The sequence below is a fragment of the Mucilaginibacter sp. genome (assembly GCF_036568825.1).
GTDB lineage: Bacteria > Bacteroidota > Bacteroidia > Sphingobacteriales > Sphingobacteriaceae > Mucilaginibacter.
This window is the reverse complement of record NZ_DATCRU010000063.1, coordinates 1-23856: the sequence shown is the minus strand read 5'-3', so window position 1 is coordinate 23856 and position 23856 is coordinate 1. Positions and strand designations below refer to the sequence as shown.

General features: G+C 41.7%; 21 protein-coding genes. 13 read left to right on the top strand and 8 right to left on the bottom strand.

Features of this window, described 5'->3' with window-relative positions:
* Position 1 precedes the first annotated feature (1 nt).
* Positions 2-1117 (bottom strand): carbohydrate-binding family 9-like protein, encoded by a 1116-nt coding sequence (locus tag VIM89_RS13720; protein WP_488156735.1) that lies wholly within the window; start codon positions 1115-1117, stop codon positions 2-4.
* Positions 1118-1146: 29 nt separating this feature from the next.
* Positions 1147-1554, bottom strand: coding sequence for an EVE domain-containing protein (locus tag VIM89_RS13715; protein WP_488156734.1), 408 nt, complete (start codon positions 1552-1554; stop codon positions 1147-1149).
* Positions 1555-1741: 187 nt separating this feature from the next.
* Between VIM89_RS13715 and VIM89_RS13710 the strand changes: the two genes are divergently transcribed.
* Positions 1742-2863, top strand: a complete 1122-nt coding sequence (locus VIM89_RS13710; protein ID WP_488156733.1) for a hypothetical protein — start codon at positions 1742-1744, stop codon at positions 2861-2863.
* Between the two features lie 224 nt (positions 2864-3087).
* Positions 3088-3300 (top strand): hypothetical protein, encoded by a 213-nt coding sequence (locus tag VIM89_RS13705; protein WP_488156732.1) that lies wholly within the window; start codon positions 3088-3090, stop codon positions 3298-3300.
* Positions 3301-3392: 92 nt separating this feature from the next.
* On the opposite strand, the gene rbp is transcribed toward VIM89_RS13705, so the two are convergent.
* Together rbp and holA are read right to left on the bottom strand one after the other, a co-directional pair.
* Positions 3393-3734, bottom strand: a complete 342-nt coding sequence (gene rbp, locus VIM89_RS13700; RefSeq protein ID WP_488156731.1) for an RNA-binding regulator — start codon at positions 3732-3734, stop codon at positions 3393-3395.
* A gap of 196 nt (positions 3735-3930) precedes the next feature.
* Positions 3931-4953 carry a DNA polymerase III subunit delta gene (holA, locus tag VIM89_RS13695; RefSeq protein ID WP_488156730.1) on the bottom strand — a complete coding sequence of 341 codons (1023 nt, stop codon included), beginning with the start codon at positions 4951-4953 and terminating at the stop codon, positions 3931-3933.
* A gap of 172 nt (positions 4954-5125) precedes the next feature.
* On the opposite strand from holA, the gene VIM89_RS13690 reads away from it, so the two are divergent.
* Entirely contained in the window at positions 5126-5584 is a 459-nt protein-coding gene (locus VIM89_RS13690) for a type I restriction enzyme HsdR N-terminal domain-containing protein (RefSeq protein ID WP_488156729.1), read from the top strand.
* Here VIM89_RS13690 and VIM89_RS13685 read toward each other — a convergent pair.
* Entirely contained in the window at positions 5575-7389 is a 1815-nt protein-coding gene (locus VIM89_RS13685) for an ATP-binding protein (protein ID WP_488156728.1), read from the bottom strand. The genes VIM89_RS13690 and VIM89_RS13685 overlap by 10 nt on opposite strands.
* Positions 7390-7490: 101 nt before the next feature.
* Positions 7491-10160: a valine--tRNA ligase gene (locus VIM89_RS13680; RefSeq protein ID WP_488156727.1), complete on the bottom strand. Its 2670-nt coding sequence runs from the start codon at positions 10158-10160 to the stop codon at positions 7491-7493.
* A gap of 300 nt (positions 10161-10460) precedes the next feature.
* Here VIM89_RS13680 and VIM89_RS13675 point away from each other — a divergent pair, with 300 nt between their 5' ends.
* The 3 genes from VIM89_RS13675 (at position 10461) to mnmC2 (ending at position 14796) form a co-directional block, all read left to right on the top strand.
* Positions 10461-12518, top strand: coding sequence for a M13 family metallopeptidase (locus tag VIM89_RS13675; RefSeq protein ID WP_488156726.1), 2058 nt, complete (start codon positions 10461-10463; stop codon positions 12516-12518).
* Positions 12519-12671: 153 nt separating this feature from the next.
* Positions 12672-14027, top strand: a complete 1356-nt coding sequence (locus VIM89_RS13670) for an MBL fold metallo-hydrolase (protein ID WP_488156725.1) — start codon at positions 12672-12674, stop codon at positions 14025-14027.
* Between the two features lie 88 nt (positions 14028-14115).
* Complete coding sequence (gene mnmC2, locus VIM89_RS13665; protein WP_488156724.1) at positions 14116-14796, top strand: tRNA (5-methylaminomethyl-2-thiouridine)(34)-methyltransferase MnmC2; 681 nt, start codon at positions 14116-14118, stop codon at positions 14794-14796.
* 69 nt (positions 14797-14865) lie between these two features.
* On the opposite strand, the gene VIM89_RS13660 is transcribed toward mnmC2, so the two are convergent.
* A complete protein-coding gene (locus tag VIM89_RS13660) occupies positions 14866-15693 on the bottom strand; it encodes a hypothetical protein (protein WP_488156723.1) in 828 nt (275 codons plus the stop codon).
* Between the two features lie 264 nt (positions 15694-15957).
* Here VIM89_RS13660 and mazG point away from each other — a divergent pair, with 264 nt between their 5' ends.
* The 4 genes from mazG to VIM89_RS13640 all read left to right on the top strand — a co-directional run bounded on the left by mazG (position 15958) and on the right by VIM89_RS13640 (position 19443).
* A complete protein-coding gene (mazG, locus tag VIM89_RS13655; RefSeq protein WP_488156722.1) occupies positions 15958-16761 on the top strand; it encodes a nucleoside triphosphate pyrophosphohydrolase in 804 nt (267 codons plus the stop codon).
* Between the two features lie 65 nt (positions 16762-16826).
* Positions 16827-17261 (top strand): hypothetical protein, encoded by a 435-nt coding sequence (locus tag VIM89_RS13650; RefSeq protein ID WP_488156721.1) that lies wholly within the window; start codon positions 16827-16829, stop codon positions 17259-17261.
* A 171-nt stretch (positions 17262-17432) separates the two neighbouring features.
* On the top strand, positions 17433-17987 hold the full coding sequence (locus tag VIM89_RS13645; RefSeq protein WP_488156720.1) for an RNA polymerase sigma factor: 555 nt from the start codon (positions 17433-17435) through the stop codon (positions 17985-17987).
* On the top strand, positions 17980-19443 hold the full coding sequence (locus VIM89_RS13640; RefSeq protein WP_488156719.1) for a hypothetical protein: 1464 nt from the start codon (positions 17980-17982) through the stop codon (positions 19441-19443). The genes VIM89_RS13645 and VIM89_RS13640 overlap by 8 nt, the downstream gene beginning before the upstream one ends.
* A 101-nt stretch (positions 19444-19544) precedes the next feature.
* Here the strand turns inward: VIM89_RS13640 and VIM89_RS13635 are convergent, their stop codons facing one another.
* Positions 19545-20825: an ABC transporter permease gene (locus tag VIM89_RS13635; RefSeq protein WP_488156718.1), complete on the bottom strand. Its 1281-nt coding sequence runs from the start codon at positions 20823-20825 to the stop codon at positions 19545-19547.
* Between the two features lie 41 nt (positions 20826-20866).
* Between VIM89_RS13635 and VIM89_RS13630 the strand changes: the two genes are divergently transcribed.
* From VIM89_RS13630 to tnpA, 3 genes are read left to right on the top strand one after another with little or no spacing between them, the layout of a single operon-like run.
* A complete protein-coding gene (locus VIM89_RS13630; RefSeq protein ID WP_488156717.1) occupies positions 20867-22045 on the top strand; it encodes an exo-beta-N-acetylmuramidase NamZ family protein in 1179 nt (392 codons plus the stop codon).
* 36 nt (positions 22046-22081) lie between these two features.
* Positions 22082-22999 carry a methionyl-tRNA formyltransferase gene (fmt, locus tag VIM89_RS13625; protein ID WP_488156716.1) on the top strand — a complete coding sequence of 306 codons (918 nt, stop codon included), beginning with the start codon at positions 22082-22084 and terminating at the stop codon, positions 22997-22999.
* Positions 23000-23048: 49 nt separating this feature from the next.
* Positions 23049-23375 carry an IS200/IS605 family transposase gene (gene tnpA, locus VIM89_RS13620; protein ID WP_488156715.1) on the top strand — a complete coding sequence of 109 codons (327 nt, stop codon included), beginning with the start codon at positions 23049-23051 and terminating at the stop codon, positions 23373-23375.
* The last annotated feature ends 481 nt before the right edge of the window (positions 23376-23856 follow it).

Below are 23856 nucleotides of genomic sequence, written 5' to 3'. Positions count from 1 at the left end.
TTTATTCGCGATGTTGATCCGGATTCTTTCGCACCCATCCGGACTGATCTATAGCCCACACTTCCTTTTCGTCACCGTCCTTTATAAATGCCATAAACTGATGATTGGTGGCTTCCAGTTGTAGTGCATTCTCTTTACCGTTTATGTTGGCATGGTCATCAATACCTAAATCGTGCAACGAGGTGGCATAAGATTTATGCTCACTAAGCCATTGCTTTTGCTTATAGTAAATCAACCATAAATACTTCTTCTGCTCCTCGGAATATGGCATATTGAATGTTACAGCATTAACAGGCTGTTTGCTGAACTGCATATATCCCCATCTTTCGGGATAATGCATGGCGATTAATCCCTGTGGTGACCATGACCAGTTATGCTCAGGCAGCGTTTTTCCTTTATCATCCTTTAGCTTAACATATTTACCATCCACTACCTTAGTATCCCATTCTACGCGCGAGAAGTTGATTCGCCAGATGGTACCATCCTGCAATCGTTGTGAACGGGAATTGACAATTAATGCTTTAAGTGGTATAGCCATTTCAACTGTCCAGCCTTCGTCTTTATCGGATGGGTCGTTCAGCGTACCCTGTATTTTTACTGCCGATTTTAAATTCGGTACATCCCAGCTTGAGACTGAAGTTCCGCCATCGCGATAGGCCCTGGTTAGCAGCAAATCCCAAATCGTATTCAATGGGTTTACTTCTACTTCGTAATAAGGTTGGGTTGAGCCGCTTGGATCTATAAAAAACTCGAAATCGTTATCCTGAAAAACAACCGCGTCATGCTTTTTTATATAGGCCCAAATTTGTGGCTCAGTTAATTGCGCTGCTATATAAAGGCAGCTATCATCCCAAAGCATTTTTACTTTAGTGGCTAAAGGCGGCTTGGGTTTATCGCGGCCTTCAATATCAACAAACTCTTTTGTCCAGTTCACCTGCTGCCAAACCAACTCATTGATGTTACCATCAATTACAGGCGGATGATCGACATGATAAACTATATAATTTTCAGGTGTATCGAACAGATTTTCCAATCCTTTAAATGCAGATTGGGCATTAACAGTAATTGAACAGCATGCAACTATAGCTAGTGCCGCTAGTTTTCTAAAGTCAGGCATAAGGTTGATGTGAGTAATGATTCAAATTATTAGCTATTGGCCATTTCTAATACCTTATCAAATTCCTCTTTCTTTACAGCGCTAACTGACAAGCGGCCAAGGCGAACTAACTCCATGTTTTTTAATGAAGGTTCAGCTTTGACCTGTTCAAGCGTTACTGATTTTTTCAAGGGTTCAAAAGGAGCAAATTCAACTACCAGCCAGTTTGGATCGGTTGTGGTTGGGTCCTGGTACGATTCTTTAACAACTTTGGCTATGCCTACAATATCCTTACCCTCATTACTGTGATAGAAAAATGCCAGGTCGCCTTCTTTCATGGAACGCAGATTATTACGGGCGGCAAAATTGCGCACGCCGTCCCACATGGTGCGGCCATCTTTATTAAATTGTTCCCAACTGTATTTATGCGGTTCAGATTTGATCAGCCAATAGTTCATTTTATTTTCATTTATTAGTCGTAAAATTGTGAAAAAGGCATCATAAACAAAAATGAGAATAAAGTTAAATGCCTTAATTCGATTAAAAACAGCCAACTATTTTCTGTTCAAACACGTAAATATTGAAATGGCATAATAAATGCTGTATAAATTGAGTTAATATCGGACGTATTAACCCCCTTGCAATATGATGAAAGTATATTCTTTAAGATTATTTCTTGCCGTTTCGGGCATATTTCTTTTGTTCTTTATAGCATCTTGTTCAAAGGATAAGAAAAACCCGCAAACTACACCTACTCAGGCAACTCCAACCAAATTTGGATTGTATGAGGCCGACTCATCCATATATAAAATACTCTACACTTTTGTGTCAAAAATCGGCACACAGGATGTAAGCAGCTCCGATTATGATTTATTGTTCGACACCGGCTCGGGCGGTTTGGTGATTGATGCTCACGGAATTATCCCTGCAAGCATGATCACCAGCAATGGAATTACTTTTTCAGGGGATTCTACGGTAGTAAACGGCATTACCATTTATAATCAAAAATCAACCATTTCCTATGGTGACGATGTAAATACCACAGACAATGTATACGGTTATCTTGCCTATGCATCAGTGACTTTGGGTGATGCCAGCGACGGCGGCATTACCATTAAGCGCCTGCCTTTCTTTCTATATTATAAAGCCTCTGATACCAAGGGCAATGTATTTGCCGACCATGAATTTGACGTTCTGGGTGTATCCTCTGAATATGACGTCACTTTTCCAAACAATGCCTATATCTCCAGTCCGTTTCAATATTTTGATCCGGGTGAAGGGCTTATAAAAGGATTTAAAATGGCCGCGTTAGGCACCAATAATTTTTCACTGGATGGTACTCTTGTACCTGATGCTGTAACGTTAGGTTTAACTTCATCAGATTTATCTTCCTTTACCATGCACCAGCTTACCTATTATCCTGGCGATGGTTATGCTCCGGTTATCCCGGTATCGCTAACCTATAATGGCAAGACTTTCACTACCAATACAATATTCGATACAGGAACGGAACCATACAGCTATATCCAGGATCCAACAGCAGGTAAAACCGCCACATTATTACCTGTTAATACCCCGGTATCGCTTACTACTACCCCGGGTGGGTTTACTTATTCTTTTGCAACGTCGGCCAATGATAACATTACTTATGTGGAGAACCCGTCTCAATCTGGAAGTAATGTGACTGTTATGAGCCTTGAGTTCTTCCTGAACAATGATTTTATACTCGACTATTACGATCATAAACTTGGATTGAAGAATAATTAAAAGCCGGGACTTTAATAAAAATATTTTACTGGAAATAGCCTGTTAAAAACTCAGGCAAATAGGCCTCTATGTGGAAAAACCAGCGATTGTATAAAACTAAATTTACTTATCAACAAAATATCAAGCATTGTTGATATTTTCTTACTAGTTGAATATTTAAGCTATTAATAACTTAGATTATCTTTACGTAAGAAGATTCGCGTGTTATGGGATTACAATTACGAATGACATTCAACGATACGGATTATGCGTATCAGATCATTAACAGCAGGCTTACTGATCAGCACACTGAACTTGAATTAGTGCTTGAAGGTGAGAAAGTAGAGTTGTTGAGAGATAAAAATATGGTTTGGATTCAAAAGGATGGGGACAGTTCTTTTGATCCGGGACTTATTGAGGCTTTGGGCCGCTCAGCATCGCTGCGTTTAAGGGTGTAATTATTCACCTTTAAAGTTCACTAATACTACTAATAGTATACAGCGCCATACCTAAGGGTATGACGCTTTTTTATGCTATAAACTTCTGGAAATTATCTGCTTCTGCGGTTATCTCTTGAGTAACCACCACCGCCGCCACCTGAGTAGCCGCCACGACTACCGCCGCCGCCAAAGCTTCTGTTTTCTCTTGGCTTTTTGTCTTCGGCCTGGTTTACCACAATGTTTCTGCCTGCTACCTCACTCCCATTCAAATCGGCAATTGCTTTTTTACCAGCTTCTGCATCGGCCATCTCAACAAAACCAAAGCCTTTGCTTCTGCCTGTTTCACGGTCATTAATAATTTTCACTGAGTTCACGTCTCCGTATGCTTCGAAGAGTTCTCTTAAATCTGCTTCCTGTATCTTGAACGGAAGGCTTCCTACAAAAATGTTCATTAACTAACTTTTAAAATTGTTAAGATGCAGTGCTTAACATCACTTTGCAACGCCAAAATGGGAGTCAAGAGTAAAGGTGCACATTATTTATTTAATACATGTGAATTATAAATTAAATTATGAAAAAACCTTAATAATTTAATTACAAGCACATTACTTCTGGGCGAACAAATAATATTGTCGTTTGTTTTAAAAACTAATGTAATATTTTAAACATTAATTCTTTCATCAATTCCCCGGGTCCGGCATTGGAATCAACACCCTTACTTTTTAGGTCATATTCTCTCAACAAGCTTATAATTTGCATGGATTTACCATAATTGTAACTGCGTGCAGCCAATTCGTAATCCTTTATAAAATAAGGGTTTACCCCCAGTTCGCGGGCAAGGCTTTGGGGTGACTTATCTTTTGCATAATGATAAAGCAGCACCTTGCTGAAAAAATTATTCAGATTACCTAATACCAGTACAATAGGGTTCGCCTTAGGATTAGCCTCAAAATAATTAATGATCTGATTTACCTTAAACGGGTCTTTTCTGCTTAAAGCCGATTGTAATTCAAAAACATTATACTCCTTGCTGATGCCTATATTATCCTGCACATGCTGCATGGTGATGGTTTGTCCGGCAGATACGTTCAGCATCAGTTTCTCTAACTCATTGGCGATTTTAGAAAGATCGTTACCCAAATATTCAGCCATCATAGCCGAGGCCTGCTGATCGATCTTATAATTTTTCCCGGTAACAAAGCTTTCTATCCACGATGGTATTTTGTTATCATACAAAGTTGTCGATTCAAAAACGACACCGTTCTTCTCTATCGCCTTGTAAGTCTTCTTGCGTTTATCAAACTTGCCGTATTTGTAACAAAAAACAAGGATGGTACTTGGCAAGGGATTTTCGAGATAGCTCAGTACAGGGTTGATCGACTTTTTATCATCATCATCGCGTCCCCATTTCATATCCTGGGCCTCTTTTACCAACACCACCTGGTATTCGGCCATCATGGGGTAACGTTTGGCAGCGTTGAGCACCGTCATTACGTCGGTATCCTTACCGTACAACACCGTCTGATTAAAACCACGTTCGGCCTCAGATAGCAGCTCATCCTCCACATAATTACTTACCTGGTCAATAAAATATGGCTCATCGCCATGCAGCAAATAGAGTGGTTTATACTTACGGTTCTTGAGGTCTTTTAGAATATCGTCGGCAGTCATAGCGTGATTCAAAAGTAGTTATTTTCGGGGAAGTTGAAGTAGTTGTAGATGTTGTAATGGTTGGAGACGTTGTCAACAATCTCTTAAACTTTTAAAACCTTTATAACCACTACAACTTTTACAACCTTTCCAACTATTACAACCATTCAACCAAATCAACTACCTTTACCCCATGCTACAGCCGCTGCAATTACCGCCCTATCCTTTCCGAATCATTGATGATAATGGCCGGCTGACGCTGTTTGATGAGATCAGGAAAAAGCACATTATTATTACGCCTGAAGAATGGGTTAGGCAGCATTTTGTGCAATATCTTATTAATAATAAGGGATATCCGAAAACGCTGATCAAGCTTGAAGGTGGCCTAAAGCTACACGGGAACCAAAAACGGAGTGATATCGTTGTTTTTAATTCGTCAGGAGAAAAAATCTTGCTGATAGAATGCAAAGCGCCATCAGTAAATATCGATCAGAAGGTTTTCGACCAGGTGGCGCGATATAACATGGTGCACAAAGTAGCCTTGCTGGCAGTAAGCAATGGTTTAAAACATTATTATTGCCGTATCGACTTTCTGAATAACAACTACCAGTTTATTGAAGAATTGCCTGATTATAACCAGATTCAGCTCTGAATGGCCGTAGTGTTTAAAAGGCTCTGCATTTTTTCACGCAACTCATCAGGTTTAAATGGTTTAGATACGTAATCATTCATGCCTGAACCAAATACACGTTCACGAATATCAAACAGAGCCGAAGCGGTTAACGCGATAATCGGGATATTGGCCTTTTTAGGATCCGGCAGTTTCCTGATCTCGACAGCAGCATCAAAGCCGTTCAATACCGGCATCTGCAAATCCATCAGGATAATATCAAAGTTGCCGTATTGAACCATTTCGATTGCCCGTTCACCGTTCTCGGCAATGGTTGGAACGATGTTCCATTTGGAGAACAGCTTTTTCATCAGCATCACGTTCACCATATTATCTTCGGCAATCAAAACGCGCGGTGTGCCAATGCTTTCAACTGCAGCAACAGCTATCACAGGTTGTTTTTCTGGCTCTACAGCATTTTCGGTTGTTACCGGGAATTCCATATTGAATGAGAACTCCGAACCTTTTCCAGGCTGACTTTGCACACTCATTCGCAAATTTTGTAACTCCAACAGACGTTTTACAATGGCCAGGCCTAAACCGGTGCCACCATACTGACGGGTAGTAGTGATCGACTCCTGGGTGAATGGCTCAAAGATCATGTCCAGGTTTTCTTTGTCGATACCGATACCGGTATCTTTTACCGAAAAGTCGACAGTGATCATATTGTGCCGGTCTTCCAGTTGGGTTACATTTACCCAAACGGTGCCATTATGCGTAAACTTGATAGCATTACTTACCAGGTTAAATATGATCTGGCTTAATCGTGTTGGATCGCCGAAAACGTCTTTATTCCTTAAACTATTATCTATTTCCAGTATAAAATCGAGCCCTTTTTCTTCTGCTTTTAAACGCTGACCGCCGCATACGTTCTGCATTAGCTCAACAAGGTTGAATTTGATACTTTCAAACACTACCTTGCCCGATTCGATCTTATTAAAGTCGAGCACATCATTTACCAGCGCAAGAAGATTATTGGCAGAAAACTTCAGGATTTCAAGATTATCTTTTTGATCCGGTCTTGGATTACCCATTATCAGCAGGTTGGTCATGCCGATTACCGCATTCATTGGCGTACGGATCTCGTGCGACATAGTGGAAAGGAATTCTGATTTGGCTTGTGAAGATTTCTCCGCTTTCTCCAGTACCTTTTCCAGCTCTTCATTCAGGCTGCCACGTTCTTCCGCAGTGATTTTTAATTGCCTGATATTTTTTATAAAAGCCCGATAGAAATAGTTCTGAATAAAAATTATAAAGATGAATGTAGCGCAGATAGATATGATCTTGGTTGACTCATCCACTACTTTCGGCTTCAGTCCGATCACATAACTGCTGTTAAACATCAGCACCAGGAATATCAGGATCGGGATCAGGTTCACCAGCGAATAAAACAACCCACACGTTTGCCCCAGCATATAAAAGCTAAATACAATGATCAGGAAGGTGATCTGTGCGGTAATGATGTCAACGCTTTGTAAAGTGATAAACACATTGGTGAGATTCACCATAGTAGCCAGCACCAGCAAAATATGCGATATTATACCCCACCTTGGTCTGAAAGTAAGGTATTTAAACAGGATCAGAAGACTCAGGAACAGAAGACTTGTGCTATAGGTAAGTATCTGGCGGTGTTCTATATATAAGTTGAGCCACACCGCACCTACGGCTACAATTGCCAGCCATAAACCGTAATATAATAAGCGTATGCGGGCCTGATCGAGAATGGTCTGATCTTTTGTGAGTATTTTATTAACGGAAAAGTTAAAAAAACCTACGTTTTTGTTCATTTAAGAGGTATTACTATTTGTATAAATAGCAAAATAAAATTACGATGGGCTGGTAGATCCGGCGTCATCAATTTATCAAGATTGCCTCCATTTATTAACAATTAGTCTGCCAAAGAGGCCAGATTCTCTTCAATAATTTTCAACTTGGTTTCGGCGTCCGCTTTTTTCTTTAACTCATTCTCAATAATTTCCGGTTTTGCGTTATTCATAAACCGTTCATTACTAAGCTTTGCATTCACCGACTTCAAGAAGCCAAGCAGGTATTCTTTCTCTTTAAGAAGCCGTTCCTTTTCTGCAACCGGGTCTATATTTTCTGTTAGCGGAATATAAAATTCATCCTTGGAAACTATAAAACTAACCGCACCGGCTACCTTGTCGTTTACTAAAGTAAACTCGCCAACATTAGCTAATTTAGATATAATTAATTGATAATCTGAATATTCTATTTCAGAATTTACTTTTACCGATAATGCCAGTGTTTCCTTCTGCGAAATTTGCTTGCTATCGCGCGTTTTGCGGATCGCTGTAACGACCTGTTTAATGGTCTCAATTTCGCTTAAAAGTTGGGTATTTATTTGCCCGATTTCCGGCATTTGGGCAACAATACAGCAATCTTTTTCGCTCCGCTCGCCAAATAGCTCATCATGCCATAGCTCTTCTGTAATGAACGGCATAAACGGATGTAATATCTTCAAAACATCCTCGAAGAATTTAATGGTTTGCGTATACGTCTCCCTGTCGATCGGGTGCTCATAAGCAGGTTTGATCATCTCCAGGTACCAGGCGCAGAAATCATCCCAAACCAGTTTGTAGGTAGCCATTAACGCATCAGACAATCTGAACTGAGCGAAATTACTCTCAATCTCTGCCAACGCCTGGCTAAAGCGGCTTTTAAACCAGTCGATGGTTACTTTATTGGTATTTTCCAACTGGTCATTTACTTCCCAACCTTTAATCAGTCGGAAAGCGTTCCAGACTTTATTAGCAAATTCACTACCCTGCCTACAATGTCTTTCATCAAACATCAGGTCGTTACCAGCAGGTGAACTTAACAGCATACCTACGCGCACTCCATCGGCACCATACTGCTCTATCAATCCAAGCGGATCAGGTGAGTTACCCAGTGATTTGGACATCTTACGGCCCAATTTATCACGAACGATGCCAGTCAGATATACATTCCTGAACGGCACTTCTCCCCTAAACTCATGTCCGGCCATGATCATACGCGCTACCCAGAAGAATAATATTTCCGGCGCTGTTACCAGGTCGTTTGTAGGATAGTAATAGTTGATATCAGCATTGTTTGGGTCTTTAAAACCATCAAATACTGAGATCGGCCACAACCATGAAGAGAACCAGGTATCTACTACGTCGTCTTCCTGGGTTAAAACACTAAATTCTAAACCCGAAACTCTAAATTCATTTTCGGCTTCTTCTTTTGTTTTGGCAACAACCCACTGACCTTTTTCATTATACCATGCCGGTATGCGTTGGCCCCACCATAGCTGGCGGCTGATCGTCCAGTCATGAACGTTCTCCATCCAATGGCGGTAGGTGTTCACGAATTTATCCGGGATCAGTTTGATGTCGCCTTTTAATACATAGTCCAATGCAGGTTTGGCCATTTCCTCCATCTTGCAAAACCACTGCATTGAAAGTTTTGGCTCGATCACTGCGTCGGTACGCTCTGAAAAACCGATCTGTGATTTGTAATCTTCCACTTTTTCCAGCTGACCGGCTTCTTCCAATAATACGGCGATCTTTTTACGAGCTGCAAAACGGTCAACCCCAACTAATATCTCAGCCTTCTCATTCAATGTACCATCATCGTTCAGGATATCGATAACCGGCAGATTATGCTTGATGCCCAGGTTATAGTCGTTCAGGTCATGTGCCGGTGTTACTTTCAAACAGCCGGTACCGAAATCCATCTCCACATATTCATCCAGTATGATTGGAATTTCGCGGTTGATCAAAGGGATGATCGCCTTTTTACCATGTAAATGTTTGTACCGCTCATCGTTCGGGTTGATACAGATAGCAGTATCCGCCATGATGGTTTCAGGACGGGTTGTGGCGATGGTTAGGTAGTGAGTGGTGAATGGTGAGTGGTGAGTTTCCGAGTTTTCACTCACTATTGACTGCTCACTATTCACAATCTTATATTGTATGTAATATAATTTCTGATTTACTTCCTTACGGTTTACTTCCTCATCTGAAACGGCGGTTTTCCCTTGCGGGTCCCAGTTTACCATGCGCACACCACGGTATATCCAGCCTTTTTTATACAAATGGATAAAGGTATCGATCACCGCTTCGGACAAATCTTCGTCCATAGTAAAGCGCGTGCGGTCCCAATCGCAGGATGCACCAAGTTTTTTTAATTGTTCAAGGATGATACCGCCGTATTTCTCTTTCCACTCCCAGGCGTATTTTAGGAATTCTTCGCGGGTAAGGTCTTTTTTGCTGATGCCTTTTTCTTTCAACATGGCTACTACCTTAGCCTCGGTAGCTATACTGGCGTGATCCGTTCCCGGTACCCAGCAGGCATTTTTACCTTTCATACGGGCGCGACGTACCAGCACATCCTGGATGGTATTATTCAGCATGTGCCCCATATGCAGAACGCCGGTAACATTTGGCGGAGGGATGACTATCGTATAAGGCTCGCGTTCGTCAGGCACCGACCTGAAAAACTTGTGATCTAACCAATACTGATACCATTTCTCTTCTGCTTCTGTGGGCTGATACGTTTTAGCAATATTCATAGCCCGCAAAAATAGGGAATTCGGTGAATAGTTGATGGTTCATAGTTAATAGTTCATAGCGAGGCCACGAACCATGATCTATGAACTATTTGCCAATCTTCATCACAATATTTTTACAATCCCCAAGTTTATATGTTATACTGTTATGAAAACTATATCTGCTCATAAATTTTGGGACATTGTGCTGCGGAGATCGGGAATTTATGCTTTGCTCTGCTGGTTTAACCGCTAAACCGGATTGTTAATTGTTGCATGTGTTGGGGTTATTTCATTATCTTCAACCCTTCTCAATTAATTAACATGAAATTAAACGCAACCAGCCTGGTTTTGTCAGGCGCAGTACTTTTTTCGGCTTTTGCGTTCGCACCGGATGGTGGTAAAACCAACGCAGGCGGCCCTCCAAGCAAGTTTATCGATCCGGCTAATATGGATCTTTCCGTTAAACCCGGAGACGATTTCTTTGAATATGCCAACGGCACCTGGTTAAAAGAAAACCCGATCCCGGCTAAAGAAACCCGTTGGGGTAGTTTTAATATCCTTCGCCAGGAAAATACCGACAAATTGCTTAAACTGCTTACTGAGGTAAGCGATACTAAAGGTCAACCAAAAGGCAGCCTGAAACAACGTGTTGGTGATCTGTATGCCAGTGGGATGGATAGCCTGACCATTGAAAAATTGGGATACAATCCTATTAAGCCTGATCTGGCACGCATCAAAAAGATCGATGATCTGAATGGCGTTATTAATGAAATCGTTTATGAACGCACTAATGGAGAAGGCAGTCCGTTGTTTGGATTTTATGTCGGGGCCGATTCAAAGCACCCGACTAAAAACATTGTGCAATTTGGCCAGGGTGGAACCAGTCTTCCAGACAGGGACAATTATTTAAAGGACGATGCCCGTACCAAAAAGATACAGAGTGCCTATAAGCATTATATTGTAACACTGTTTACCCTAACCGGTACCAGCGATGCTGATGCGCAGAAAAATGCCGAAACCATTTTTGATATCGAAACCAAACTGGCAAAGGCACAAATGAGCCGCGTGGCTATGCGCGATCCAAATAAAACCTACAACAGGTTTGCCGTAACCGATTTTGATAAAACTACACCTCACCTTAACTGGGCGCAGTTGATGCCACAGATGAGCGTGACCGGGCAGGACACCGTGCTGGTTGCTCAGCCTGACTTCTTTGCTACTGCCGACGCTCTGCTGGCTGCAACACCTGTGGCCGACTGGAGAACTTACCTGCAGTGGAATATATTAAAAGGATCTGCCGGTGCATTGAGCTCACCATTTGTGAAAGCGAACTTTGAGTTCAGCAGCACATTAAGCGGGCAAAAGGTTCAGACACCACGCAATGAACGTATGTCGGGTATGGTAGATGGCAGCGTTGGCGAATTGCTTGGGCAGTTGTATGTAGAGAAATATTTTACGCCTGCCGCCAAGCAATACATGGTGAACCTGGTGAATAACCTGAAAGTGACTTTGGGCGAACGCATTCAGCATCTTGACTGGATGAGTGATGCCACAAAGGAAAAGGCACTTAAAAAGCTGGCAGCATTCTCTGTAAAGATCGGCTACCCTGACAAATGGCAAACTTATACCGGATTAGAAATAATACGGAATGATTATGCAGGCAATCTCCGCCGTATATCTAAATGGAGGTATAATTTCAGCATCAGTCAACTGGGTAAACCGGTTGATAAAACCCGCTGGGGCATGACTCCGCCAACTGTAAATGCTTCTTATAGTCCGACATACAATGGCATCACTTTCCCTGCCGGAATTTTACAGTTTCCATTCTTCGATTTTGGTGCTGATGATGCTGTAAACTATGGTGGAATTGGCGCTGTTATCGGTCACGAAATGACGCATGGTTTTGATGATGAAGGTCGCCAGTATGACGGCGATGGCACTTTGCGCGACTGGTGGACAAAAGATGATGCGGACAAATTTAAAATGCGTGCCGACCAAGTGGTAACACAATACAATGCGTTTACTGTAGTTGATACCTTGCATGTAAATGGCAAACTGACCCTTGGCGAAAACCTTGCCGACCTGGGTGGTTTGAATGTTGCTTATGCTGCTTTCAAGAAAACCAAACAGGGACAATCAAATGAAAAGATTGATGGGTTTACACCTGATCAGCGTTTCTTCCTGTCATGGGCGCAGGTTTGGAGAAGCGAACAACGTCCGGAAGCTGCGGCACAACGTATATTGACTGACCCGCACTCGCCTGAGCAATACCGCTGCAACGCGCCTATACAAAATATGGATGCATGGTATGCGGCGTTTAATATTCAGCCGGGAGATAAGAATTATAAGAAACCGGAGGATAGGATAAAAGTGTGGTAGTTTGTGAGTGGTGAATGGTGAGTAGTGAGTTATCAGTCAAAGCCTGGTTGAGAGACCGGGCTTTGGTGTTTCAACTTTACAACCTTTCAACCTTCAAACTTTACAACCAGAAAACAGAACCTCTGCAACAAATCCTATCTTTGTCGATTATTTATGATCATCCACCAGTTTTACGATAAGGGTTTAGCCCATGCATCTTACGCTGTGATCAGGTTAGGCAAAATGATCGTCGTCGATCCGGCCCGCGACCCGCAGCCTTATTATGATTTTGCCGAATTGAATAATGCCGACATTGTTGGAATTATCGAGACCCATCCTCATGCCGATTTTGTTAGTTCCCATTTAGAAATACATCAAACTACCGGGGCCACTATCTACGTCAGCAAACTACTTGGTGCCGAATATCCGCATGAAGGTTTTGATGACGGCGATACTATTCAGCTAGCCGATATTAAATTGAAAGCGCTGAATACCCCTGGTCACTCGCCTGATTCTATCTGCATTTTGGTACAGGATGAGAAAGGGAATGATAAAGCTATTTTCACCGGTGATACATTATTTGTAGGCGATGTTGGTCGCCCTGACTTGCGTGAAAATGTAGGTAACATCACCGCAGCCAAAGAAAAACTGGCCCGGCAGATGTACCACTCCACCCGAGAAAAGCTGATGACGCTTCCGCATAGCGTTGCGGTTTATCCGGCACATGGCCCCGGCTCTTTATGCGGTAAAAATTTGAGCCCTGATCTGGAAACTACTATTGGTCGCGAGTTGCGTGAGAATTACGCCCTGCAACTGATGGATGAGTTGACCTTTGTAAATACTTTAACTGCAGATCAACCATTTATCCCGAAATATTTTGGGCACGATGTGGATACCAATAAAAAAGGTGCGGAGCCATTTGCAGAGAGCGTAGCTGCAGTACCAAGAATTCATCGGAATTCAACTTTACAAGCAGGCATTTTAGTAGTTGATACACGTCCGAAAGATCAGTTTAGAAAAGGTCATGTAAAAGGTGCTTTCAATATACAGGATGGCGGCAAGTTTGAAACCTGGCTGGGTTCTATCGTTGGTCCGGATGAGATTTTTTACCTGATTGCAGAGAACGAGGATGCTATTGACACTTTGATTAAAAAGGCTGCTAAAATCGGTTATGAAAAGAACATAAAGGGAGCTTTATTAAATCCGGATAATGCAATTGAAACGTTGCCAGAGCTTGAAAACTTTACTGCAGAAAACTTTCAGCCTGAAAAATATACGATAGTGGACGTGAGAAACTGGGGCGAGATCAATATCGGCAAGATATTTCCGCATGCAATTGCGATCCCTTTACCTGAATTACGCGAATGGGGAAACGAAATCCCAGTTCACAGACCTATTATAGTGCATTGCGCAGCAGGATACCGTTCGGCTGCGGCGACGAGCATTATTGCGGGTAAAATAACATCAGTACCTGTGTATGATTTGGGTGAGGCTATTACGAAGGTAGGAAGTCAGAGGTCGGAGGTCTGAAATTGATCATAGTTGATGGCTCATAGTTCATAGAATTGTGCGTTAACATTAGAAATCAATGCAAACATTAAACTATGAACTATAACCTATGAACCATGAACTAACAATCGTTACAACTGCCGATGGTTCTAATACCATTTACAATAGTGCTGTGGGCGAAAACTATCATTCACGTCATGGCGCTTTGCAGGAAAGCAAGCATGTGTTCTTAAATTCAGGACTGAAATATTACCTTGAGAATCACCCAACAACTTCGGCAAGCATCCTGGAAGTTGGTTTTGGCACAGGGCTTAACTTTTTGTTGAGTGCTGATTATTGCGCTGAAAATCAAATCAAACTTAGCTATACAGGTATTGAAGCTTATCCATTAACTGATGAAATGATAAGCCAGACAGGGTATGATCAATATATTTCACCATCAACCTGGAGCAGTTTTCTGAATGACTACCCTGAGGCTTTAAAAAGTCCTGTTCAAATCAATTCCTGTAGCCTGCAAGTCGCTCACTGTCAACTGCTGGATTTTAGTAGCAAAGAACAATTTGATGTAATTTACTTTGATGCCTTTGCAGCTATCCATCAGCCTGAAATGTGGAGCGAAGAAGCAATTGCCCATACCGTTCAGTTTCTTAAACCAGGTGGCGTTTTCGTAACCTATGCCATTACCGGCAATTTAAAGCGCATGCTTAAATCGCTGGGATTTAAAGTAGAAAAAGCGCCCGGTGCACCGGGCAAGCGCGAAATGCTACGGGCAGTGAAATGTGCAGATTGATTGATGTGCAGATGTGCAAATTTGAGGATGTGCAGATGTTATGTACCTGCACATCAAAATAAAAGGATATCAGAATCTGAATCCGACATTAAATTTCATGGTGAAGCCGTTCGAGGTTGGTAATTCGCGGACAGCAAACTCGTTATACGCCGGTGTGCTGCGGGTAGCATAAATGATAGGGCCGCCGCAAACGGTGAATGAGAAGCGGGATGATGCCGGCGCAAAGTTTAAAGATGGGCCGACTAATAATCTTGCACCGCCTTCTGCTTCATCGGTTTCCCAAAAGCCTTCCAGGTCCTGCCCTATTGCTTCTATACCTCCGAAAAGTTCGCCGCTTATCTGGCGATGGATACCGATGCTGCTGATCACATCTACGCCATCGCGATCTTTATCAAAAGCTTTTTCAAAACGAATATTGCCGCCAAAACGCCAGTCAACATTTTCATAAGCAGCCGTAATTCGGGTTAACGCTACTTTATCATTATTAAATTCTCTTCTGAAACCTAAACTTGCGCCCAAACGGAACCCGGATGGTGTATTTCCTCCAATAAAATCACGTAAAGCTTCAATCTGCTGCAAACTTTTCACATCGCCATTATTACCAAACCCGATACCCATAGATGCCAGGAAGGTAAATTTAGCTCCAAGGTAACCTTTAACGCCAATGTTCTGATCTACGCCGTCGTACCCCAAAGGCGTTACCGTGCGCTCACCATAACCGCCATTGTAATTAAGGCTCCAGCCACGTGCGGCGGGATTAAGCGTGTTAATGGTGAACAGGAACGGCTGAGGCTGAGCCATAGCAGGAGTTCCCAATTGCGGATTAATTGTTTGGGCCTGAATAGTCAGGGGTAAAATAAAGCTCAGGATCACTAAAGTGTAAAGGTTCTTTTTCATAAGCTTGATAGAATGCGTTTTAAAAGTACGACTAATTAACACACCTTAAATTAACCCATCATTAATAAATATGCAAATTATGGGGATGTGCAGATTGGGGAATGTGCAAATATGCAGATGTGCGGATGTGCAAATGCTGAATAGTATCAATAGCCAATTTCAAAAATCTGCACATTTACTCATTTGCACATCTGCATATTAATTTTATCTGCACATTTGCATATCCGCACATCTGCACATTAATTACATTTGCACATCAAAAATATGCCACTTACTGCTCCCATAACCTCCAATACCCCATCCGGCGCTTTTGAACGTCTTTTGACCATTATGAATGATTTGCGTTTAAACTGTCCCTGGGATAAAAAACAAACGCTTGAAAGTTTGCGCCACCTCACTATCGAGGAGGTGTATGAACTCTCAGATTCGATACTAGATGGCGACATGCCCGAGATCAAAAAAGAGCTGGGTGATATTATGCTCCACCTGGTTTTTTATGCCCGTATAGCACAGGAAACCAATGATTTTACGATCACGGATGTGCTGAATGCCATTTGCGATAAGCTGATCAATCGTCACCCGCATATTTATGGCGATGTGAACGTGAATGATGAAGAAGATGTAAAACGCAATTGGGAGCAGATCAAATTAAAAGAAGGAAATAAGTCTGTTCTGGCTGGTGTACCGGCGTCGTTGCCCGCACTGGTAAAAGCTTCACGTATTCAGGAAAAGGCCCGTGGGGTTGGCTTTGACTGGGAAGAAAAGGGCCAGGTATGGGCAAAAGTGGAAGAAGAAATGCAGGAGTTTAAGAATGAGTTTAACGCTGAAGATGAAAGCAAAATCGATCATGAAAGGGCGGAAAGCGAATTTGGCGACCTGCTGTTCTCTTTGATCAATTATGCGCGTTTTATCAATATCAATCCGGAAGATGCATTAGAAAAAACCAACCGGAAGTTTATCAAACGCTTTCAGTACCTGGAGAGTAAAGCAAAAGAAAGCGGTAAAAATCTGCATGATATGAGCCTGGCCGAGATGGATATATTTTGGGACGAGGCAAAAAAGTTGTAAAATAAGGGTGATTTTGTAGCGTTTATGTATTAACTTACGTACTTGTAAAAAACTTTTTTGTTACCATGAAACATAAACTACTTTACTTATTTCTTTTGTTTGTTATTGTTGTAACGGGTTGCGCAAAAAAATCGACGGAAAATGTTGCGCCGCCGATACCATCAGGAACATTTACAGGGGAATATCAACGCTATCACAGGCATACCAATCAACTGCCGTGGGACAGTGTGAAAACCAACTTAACTATAAACTTCACCACTCCGGCTTACACTTATAAAGTAACCGGCGATACCTCTACCGTGCATGCAGGAAGTTATGGCACATTCGGGATAACTTACCCTTTTATCAATTTTAATGATAAAACCTATTCGCCGACCACTACTGCCACCAAAGCACACCTGGAAGGTTATTACAATTATGCATACGATGGTACAAATCTCCAGATGTATGTAACAAGTTCAGATACTTTAATTATCAACTATACTTTAAAGAAGCAATAGTTAAATAATAGCCATCAGAATATTATTCCCTGGCCGGTATTATATGCCGGCTTTTATTTTTGTATCAGATATTAAAATATTTTTAATTGAATTGTAGCAATGTTATGGTTTGCAACGTAACTATTGCAAACAATTCTATGAATTGAATTATAAGTTGAATAATAACATTTAATGCATCCACCCCAACGTATTGCCGAAGACGAACTGATAAGGCAATGCAAAGCAGGCAGCTTAAGGTACCAGGAACTGCTTTATAAGCAATTCTACGGCTATGCCATGGGTATTGGTTTGCGTTATAGCCTTAACCGGGACGATGCATTAGAGGTTGTAAATGACGCTTTTATAAAAGCGTTCAATTCAATGGGCAACTACGATATCACTAAACCTTTTAAAGCATGGCTGCGAACAATCGTCGTAAATACCGCTATCGACCGGCGTCGCAAGGATCTGAAACACCAGTTGAATATTGAGCTGGATGATGCAGGGCCTATCATCAGCCATGTTAATGCTATTGATAGTTTGGGAGTGCAGGATATTTTGAATATGATGAAGGGATTGCCTGCCATCCAAATTACCATATTCAACTTATATGAAATAGACGGTTACAATCACGATGAAATTGCTGATATGCTGAATATCCCGGCCAGTTCGTCAAGAGTGTATTTAAGCCGCGCAAAAGAAAAATTGAGGAAATTAATTAAAACGGAAACACAAAACCATGGATGACCCGTTGGATAACGACTTGAAAAAACGCATCAGGGAGGTGTTCGATGATTACGATGACGGACACGCCGATGAGGGCTGGCAGTTGCTGAGGGAGAAGTATCCCGAGAAAGCACGCCGCAGCCCTGTTTTATGGCTCTGGTGGGGCTCGGCAGCGGCAGTGTTACTGCTGTTCCTGGGCATATTATGGCTTAATAAAAAGCCCGAAAAAGAAAATAAACTGGTTGGTAATAAACCGGGTATCAATCACCCTATCGTAAAAAGTATTGAGCCGCAAAAAAACAGTAATACTATAACTAACAAGAACCATAATGCCAGTGATGCATCTGCCGACAGCGTGATCAACAGCCTGCAAACTCAGAAATTGGCAGAGAATAAACTACGTCCAAAACGTTCGCATAAAAGCAATCTTACAAAGGCCAATAAGCCATCGACAGCTATTGAGGTTTCAAACGCTATTGCCAACAATAACAATATATCTAATAAAAGAACCGCAGGAAATAACGAGCCCGCTGTAAACAATAATCAGCAAAAGATTGCCGCTATCAACCCTGCAAAAACTCCTGAAAAACAAAATATTGATATAGTAACCAAACGGGATAATACTGCCAAATTTGATTCATCAACTAATGTAACTACCCAGTCAATGGCCGTTGCAAAACCAAACAACGGCGTTAATATGCTGAATGAATCCAAACAGCCAAACAAAGCTGTTTTTGCGGATAATGAGGTACCAAAGAATAAAAAAGAGCGGGGATTGCCGGGCCGAGCTGTAAGTTTTGGGGTATATGCAGCCACCTATGTAAACTATGCCAGCAAAAGCAACAACCAGGTAAACGAGGGTATTGGTATTAGTTCTGATATCAGGATCAGCAGGAAGCTTAACCTGTCTACCGGTGTAGCAATCGGGCAGAACTCGCTCAATTACAATGGGCAACTTCCGCCAGAGCAGTCCAAATTGCTGGCGTCAACTAATAATTCCGCAAATAATGATAAGATCAGTGCATTAGCCCCAACTGCCTATAATCCGAGTTCGAATTCGTACTTTGCAGCAACACCTTCGCTGAAGAATTATACTGCGAGCCTGGTAGGATTGGAAATACCTATTAACCTGAAATACAAGTTCAATCCCGAAAAGAGTGCAACTTTCGTTTCTATAGGTGTTAGTTCGGGTACGTTTATTAATGAGACTTATACTTCTACCTACGCTTATACAACGCCATTTGCTTCTAATTTGTCACAAACAACCGATCAGTCGCTGCAGCAAAAGTTCAATAGCTTTTACTTTGCCAAAACATTAAATTTTTCATTCGGAACAGGTTACCGTATTTCGGGTAATGACCTGATCATTGAGCCATTCATAAAGTATCCTATTGAAGGTTTGGGATCTCAACAGATCAAGTTCGGTTCAGGTGGTGTGAATCTTAAGTTTAATTTTCAGGGCGGTAGGCGCAAGTGAACACGATTAAGGGATTAAAATGATTTTCAAGATTGCTGGTTGAAGTGGTTGTATTTGTTGAAATGGTTAGATAATCAAATCTCCAAAATCTCAAAATCGTGTCATTTGAAACGGATGGCCTTGACAGGCGATATTTTAGTTACCAGTGTTGATGGCAAGATCAATACCAGCACGCATATAGCCATCGTGCCAATATTCAGTAATACGATGTCAAGCCAGTGCACTTCTATCGGCACAAATTTCATATAATAGGATGCTTCATCCAGTTTAAAAAAATGGGTGGTTGATTGGAAAAGACCGATGCCCAAACCGAAGATATTTCCAAGCAGCAGACCTATGCCTATCAAATAAGAAGCGTTATATAAAAATATCTTCTGTATCGTCCAGTTGCCTGCGCCCATGGCTTTGAACATGCCAATCATCGAAGTTCGCTCGAGGATCATGATCAGCAAGGCCGAGATCATATTAATGGTAGCCACAATAAGCATCAGTATCAACATCACCTGCGCGTTTACATCCAGCAGTTTGAGCCATTCAAAAATCGTCGGGTAAATATCACTCACTGTGTACGACTTTAGCTTCATTGACATTTTATCACTCAGAAAATCATTGGCCTCGTCAACACGGTCAAAATTGGCAACACGCAGTTCGTAACCTCCTATTTCGTTGGGGTTCCAATTATTCAGTTTTACGAGCAGCGACAGATCGCCTACGACAAAGGTTTTGTCAATATCCTCCACCCCTACATCAAATATCCCGACGATAGTAAACGGGCGCCTTTTTAAAGATCCTTGTATAAAATACATCAGGAATTTGTCGCCGACTTTCAGGTTCAACCGGCTCGCGGTATAGCTGGATATCATGATCTGTTTTTGGGCCGAAGCGGTATTGCTAAAGTCGATCACTTTACCTGTGACCAGGTTTTTCTTAAAAAAGGTCCAATCATAATTTTTATCTACCCCTTTTAATACTACGCCTTCTATTTCCGAACGTGTCTTTATAATTCCCGGCGTGGTAGCAATAGGCATAATATGGCTAAATAAAGAGCTTGCCTGCACTTTCTTTACGAAATCGCTATCGATTTCAATCGGCGAGTTTTGGTCGGAATAATTATTATCGAATTTCTGTACCTGGATATCGCCTGCAAAACCCCGTACCTTTTGTTTGATCTCCGTTTTAAAACCGCGAATCACGGCGACGGTCAGAATCATTACGCCTAAACCCAGCATAATGCCAACTATAGCTATACGCACGATCAGCTTGGAAAAAGTGCGGTTCGACTGGAACGAAATGCGGGCAGAAATAAATGAGGCGAAACTCAATGCAGAATGATTTTTGTACTTTAGCAAATATGCAGATTTCGGAGCAAAATGCTCCGGCATAATCCGTATTTATGCAGTATAATTTACCAAATAACTTATCTATGAAACGACTGCTGCTGATTATATTCTTATCGGCTATGATCCTGCCTGGGCTTGCCTGGGCACAGGAACCCTTACGTACCGGTGCCGACCAGACAGAGCTTTATGTAAACTACCTGAAAAATAAGAACATTGGGATGGTGATCAACCAAACATCAGTGATTGGCAAAAACCAGGTATCCAGCGTTGATAGTTTGGTAAAACTGGGTATCCGCGTTAAAAAGATATTCGGGCCAGAACATGGATTTCGCGGGACGGCCAGTAATGGCGCAACGGTTGACGATACAGTTGACCCGCAAACAGGCATACCAGCCATTTCGCTGTACGGGAAGCACTATAAACCAACTCCTGCTGACCTGGAAGGGTTGAACTTAATGATATTTGATATCCAGGATGTAGGCGCGCGCTTTTACACTTACCTGTCTACCCTGCATTATGTAATGGAGGCTTGTGCTGAAAATCATATCGAGTTGATGATTTTAGACAGACCTAACCCAAATGGTTTTTATGTTGACGGACCGATGTTGGACACAGCTTACCGCTCGTTTGTTGGACTTGATGAGCTGCCTATAGTTCACGGCTTAACCATCGCTGAATATGCCCAAATGATCAACGGCGAAGGCTGGTTGAAGAATCATGTAAAATGCAAATTGAAGATCATCAAGGTAGCTGGCTATACTCATGATACGCCTTATACTTTGCCCATCAATCCTTCACCTAATTTAAATACGCCACGCTCTATATTGCTTTACCCAAGCATTTGCTTGTTTGAGGGAACAACTTTAAGCCTGGGTCGCGGTACTTTGGTACCTTTCCAGGTGTTGGGACATCCTTTGTTAAAGGGACAATTCCGCTTTGCGTTTACCCCGCTAAGCATTCCGGGCATGAGCGAAGATCCACCACAAAAAGATAAGCTTTGCTTTGGTATTGATCTGCGTGGTTATGATGTGAACCAGTTCAGGGTCAGCAAAAAAATCGATATATTGTGGCTGAAAAAGCTATATGAGGCATTCCCTGATAAGGAGCATTTTTTTAATGCGTACTTTACCAAACTGGCCGGAACAACTGAGCTAAGAAAACAGATTGAAGCAGGAAAAAGCGAAGAAGAGATACGACAAAGCTGGGAACCGGCACTGAGCAGGTATAAAGAAATGCGAAAGAAATACTTATTGTATAATTAACAGAATCTTACACATCCAGAAAGCGTTTTATACCTTATGAGAATTGTTTTTATGGGCACCCCCGAATTTGCTGTAGTATCATTGAATGCACTTATCGAATCGGGAAGCAATATTGTTGGTGTGGTTACCGCTCCGGATAAACCTGCAGGACGGGGTCAGCAAATAAATGAAAGTGCAGTTAAAAAATATGCTGTCGAGAATGGGCTTAAGGTACTTCAGCCTGTGAAGTTAAAAGACGAACAATTTTTGGAAGAACTGAAAACTTTGAATGCTGATCTGCAGGTTGTAGTTGCTTTCCGTATGCTTCCTGAAGTTGTATGGGATATGCCGCGCCTGGGAACAATCAATCTGCATGCATCATTATTGCCCCAATACCGTGGTGCCGCCCCTATCAATTGGGTGCTGATCAATGGCGAAAAAGAAAGTGGGGTTACCACCTTCTTTCTGAAACATGAAATAGATACCGGCGATATATTATTTACCGAAAAAGTGACTTTGACAGGTCGCGAAACAGCCGGTGATTTGCATGACCGGCTGATGGCTAAAGGTGCAGGCTTGTTAGTTAAAACGGTAAAAGCTGTAGAAAGCGGGCGATATACCGAAAATCCACAGGAGCATTTAACCGAAGGCATGGAACTGAAGCATGCACCAAAGATCTTTAAAGAAGACTGCAATATCAACTGGAACCAGCCTGCTGAAAAGATATTCAATTTCATCCGTGGATTAAGCCCTTACCCTACCGCTTACACTACACTAAATGATAAAATGTTAAAGGTTTTCGGCGCAGAATATGAGTTGGCTGAAACTAGTGAGCAACCTGGTGAATTCTTCTCCGACAACCGCACTTTTCTGAAAGTTTCAACAACAGATGGGTTTGTTCATTTAACTGATGTACAGATGGAGGGTAAGAAGCGCATGGGAATACAGGAGTTTTTGAGAGGGGTGAGGTTGTAAGTCTAATTAAAATCAATAATAAACCTTATCAATATTTCAAGCTAGCCTAATGCCAAATACCTACACCCAATTGTACCTTTATTTTGTATTTGCTGTAAAATATCGCGCTGCGTTGTTGAATGAAGATTGGGACGAGCGATTACGCCTATATATCATCGCAATTGTTCAAAACAATGGGCATAAAGTACTAGCTATTAATAATATGCCTGATCACCTTCATTTGTTTGTCGGTTTAAATCCGGCTCAATCAATTTCAGACCTGATGAGATTGGTAAAAGGTGATTCTTCTGAATGGATAAATAAAGAGAAATTAACTCCGACAAAATTTCAATGGCAAGATGGTTACGCGCATTTAGTTATAGCAAATCGCAAATAGATAAGGTGGTGAATTATATATTAAATCAAAAGGAACATCACAAAAAGATTACTTTTCTGGATGAATACAAGCAGATATTGAAAAGTTTCGATGTTAATTTTGATGAGCGATATATTTTTAAATCGCCTGAATAGACCTGTATGTTCAAGGGTAACCCCTACGGGGCAAGAATATTTCATTATTTAATCTACAAAGCGGTTGTCCCTATGGGACATTTCTTCGTAGCAATCCAACCGGATTCTAGCGCTTTAAGGATTATCATTATGTGGGTACAACAGAAAATACCCCGTAGGGGTTACCGCTTTGTAGAAACATCCGATAAGCTGATTTTTGCCCCATAGGGCAATGTCATTAAGTTAAGGATTAGTATGCTGGTTTAAAGTTTGAATAGGTTCGGAATTTACTTTTTGAGTGTTTATTTTTTATTGTTCTCTCAAAGGCCCGGCCTTTTCTTATGGGTAACGTGTTCTTAATGAAGAGG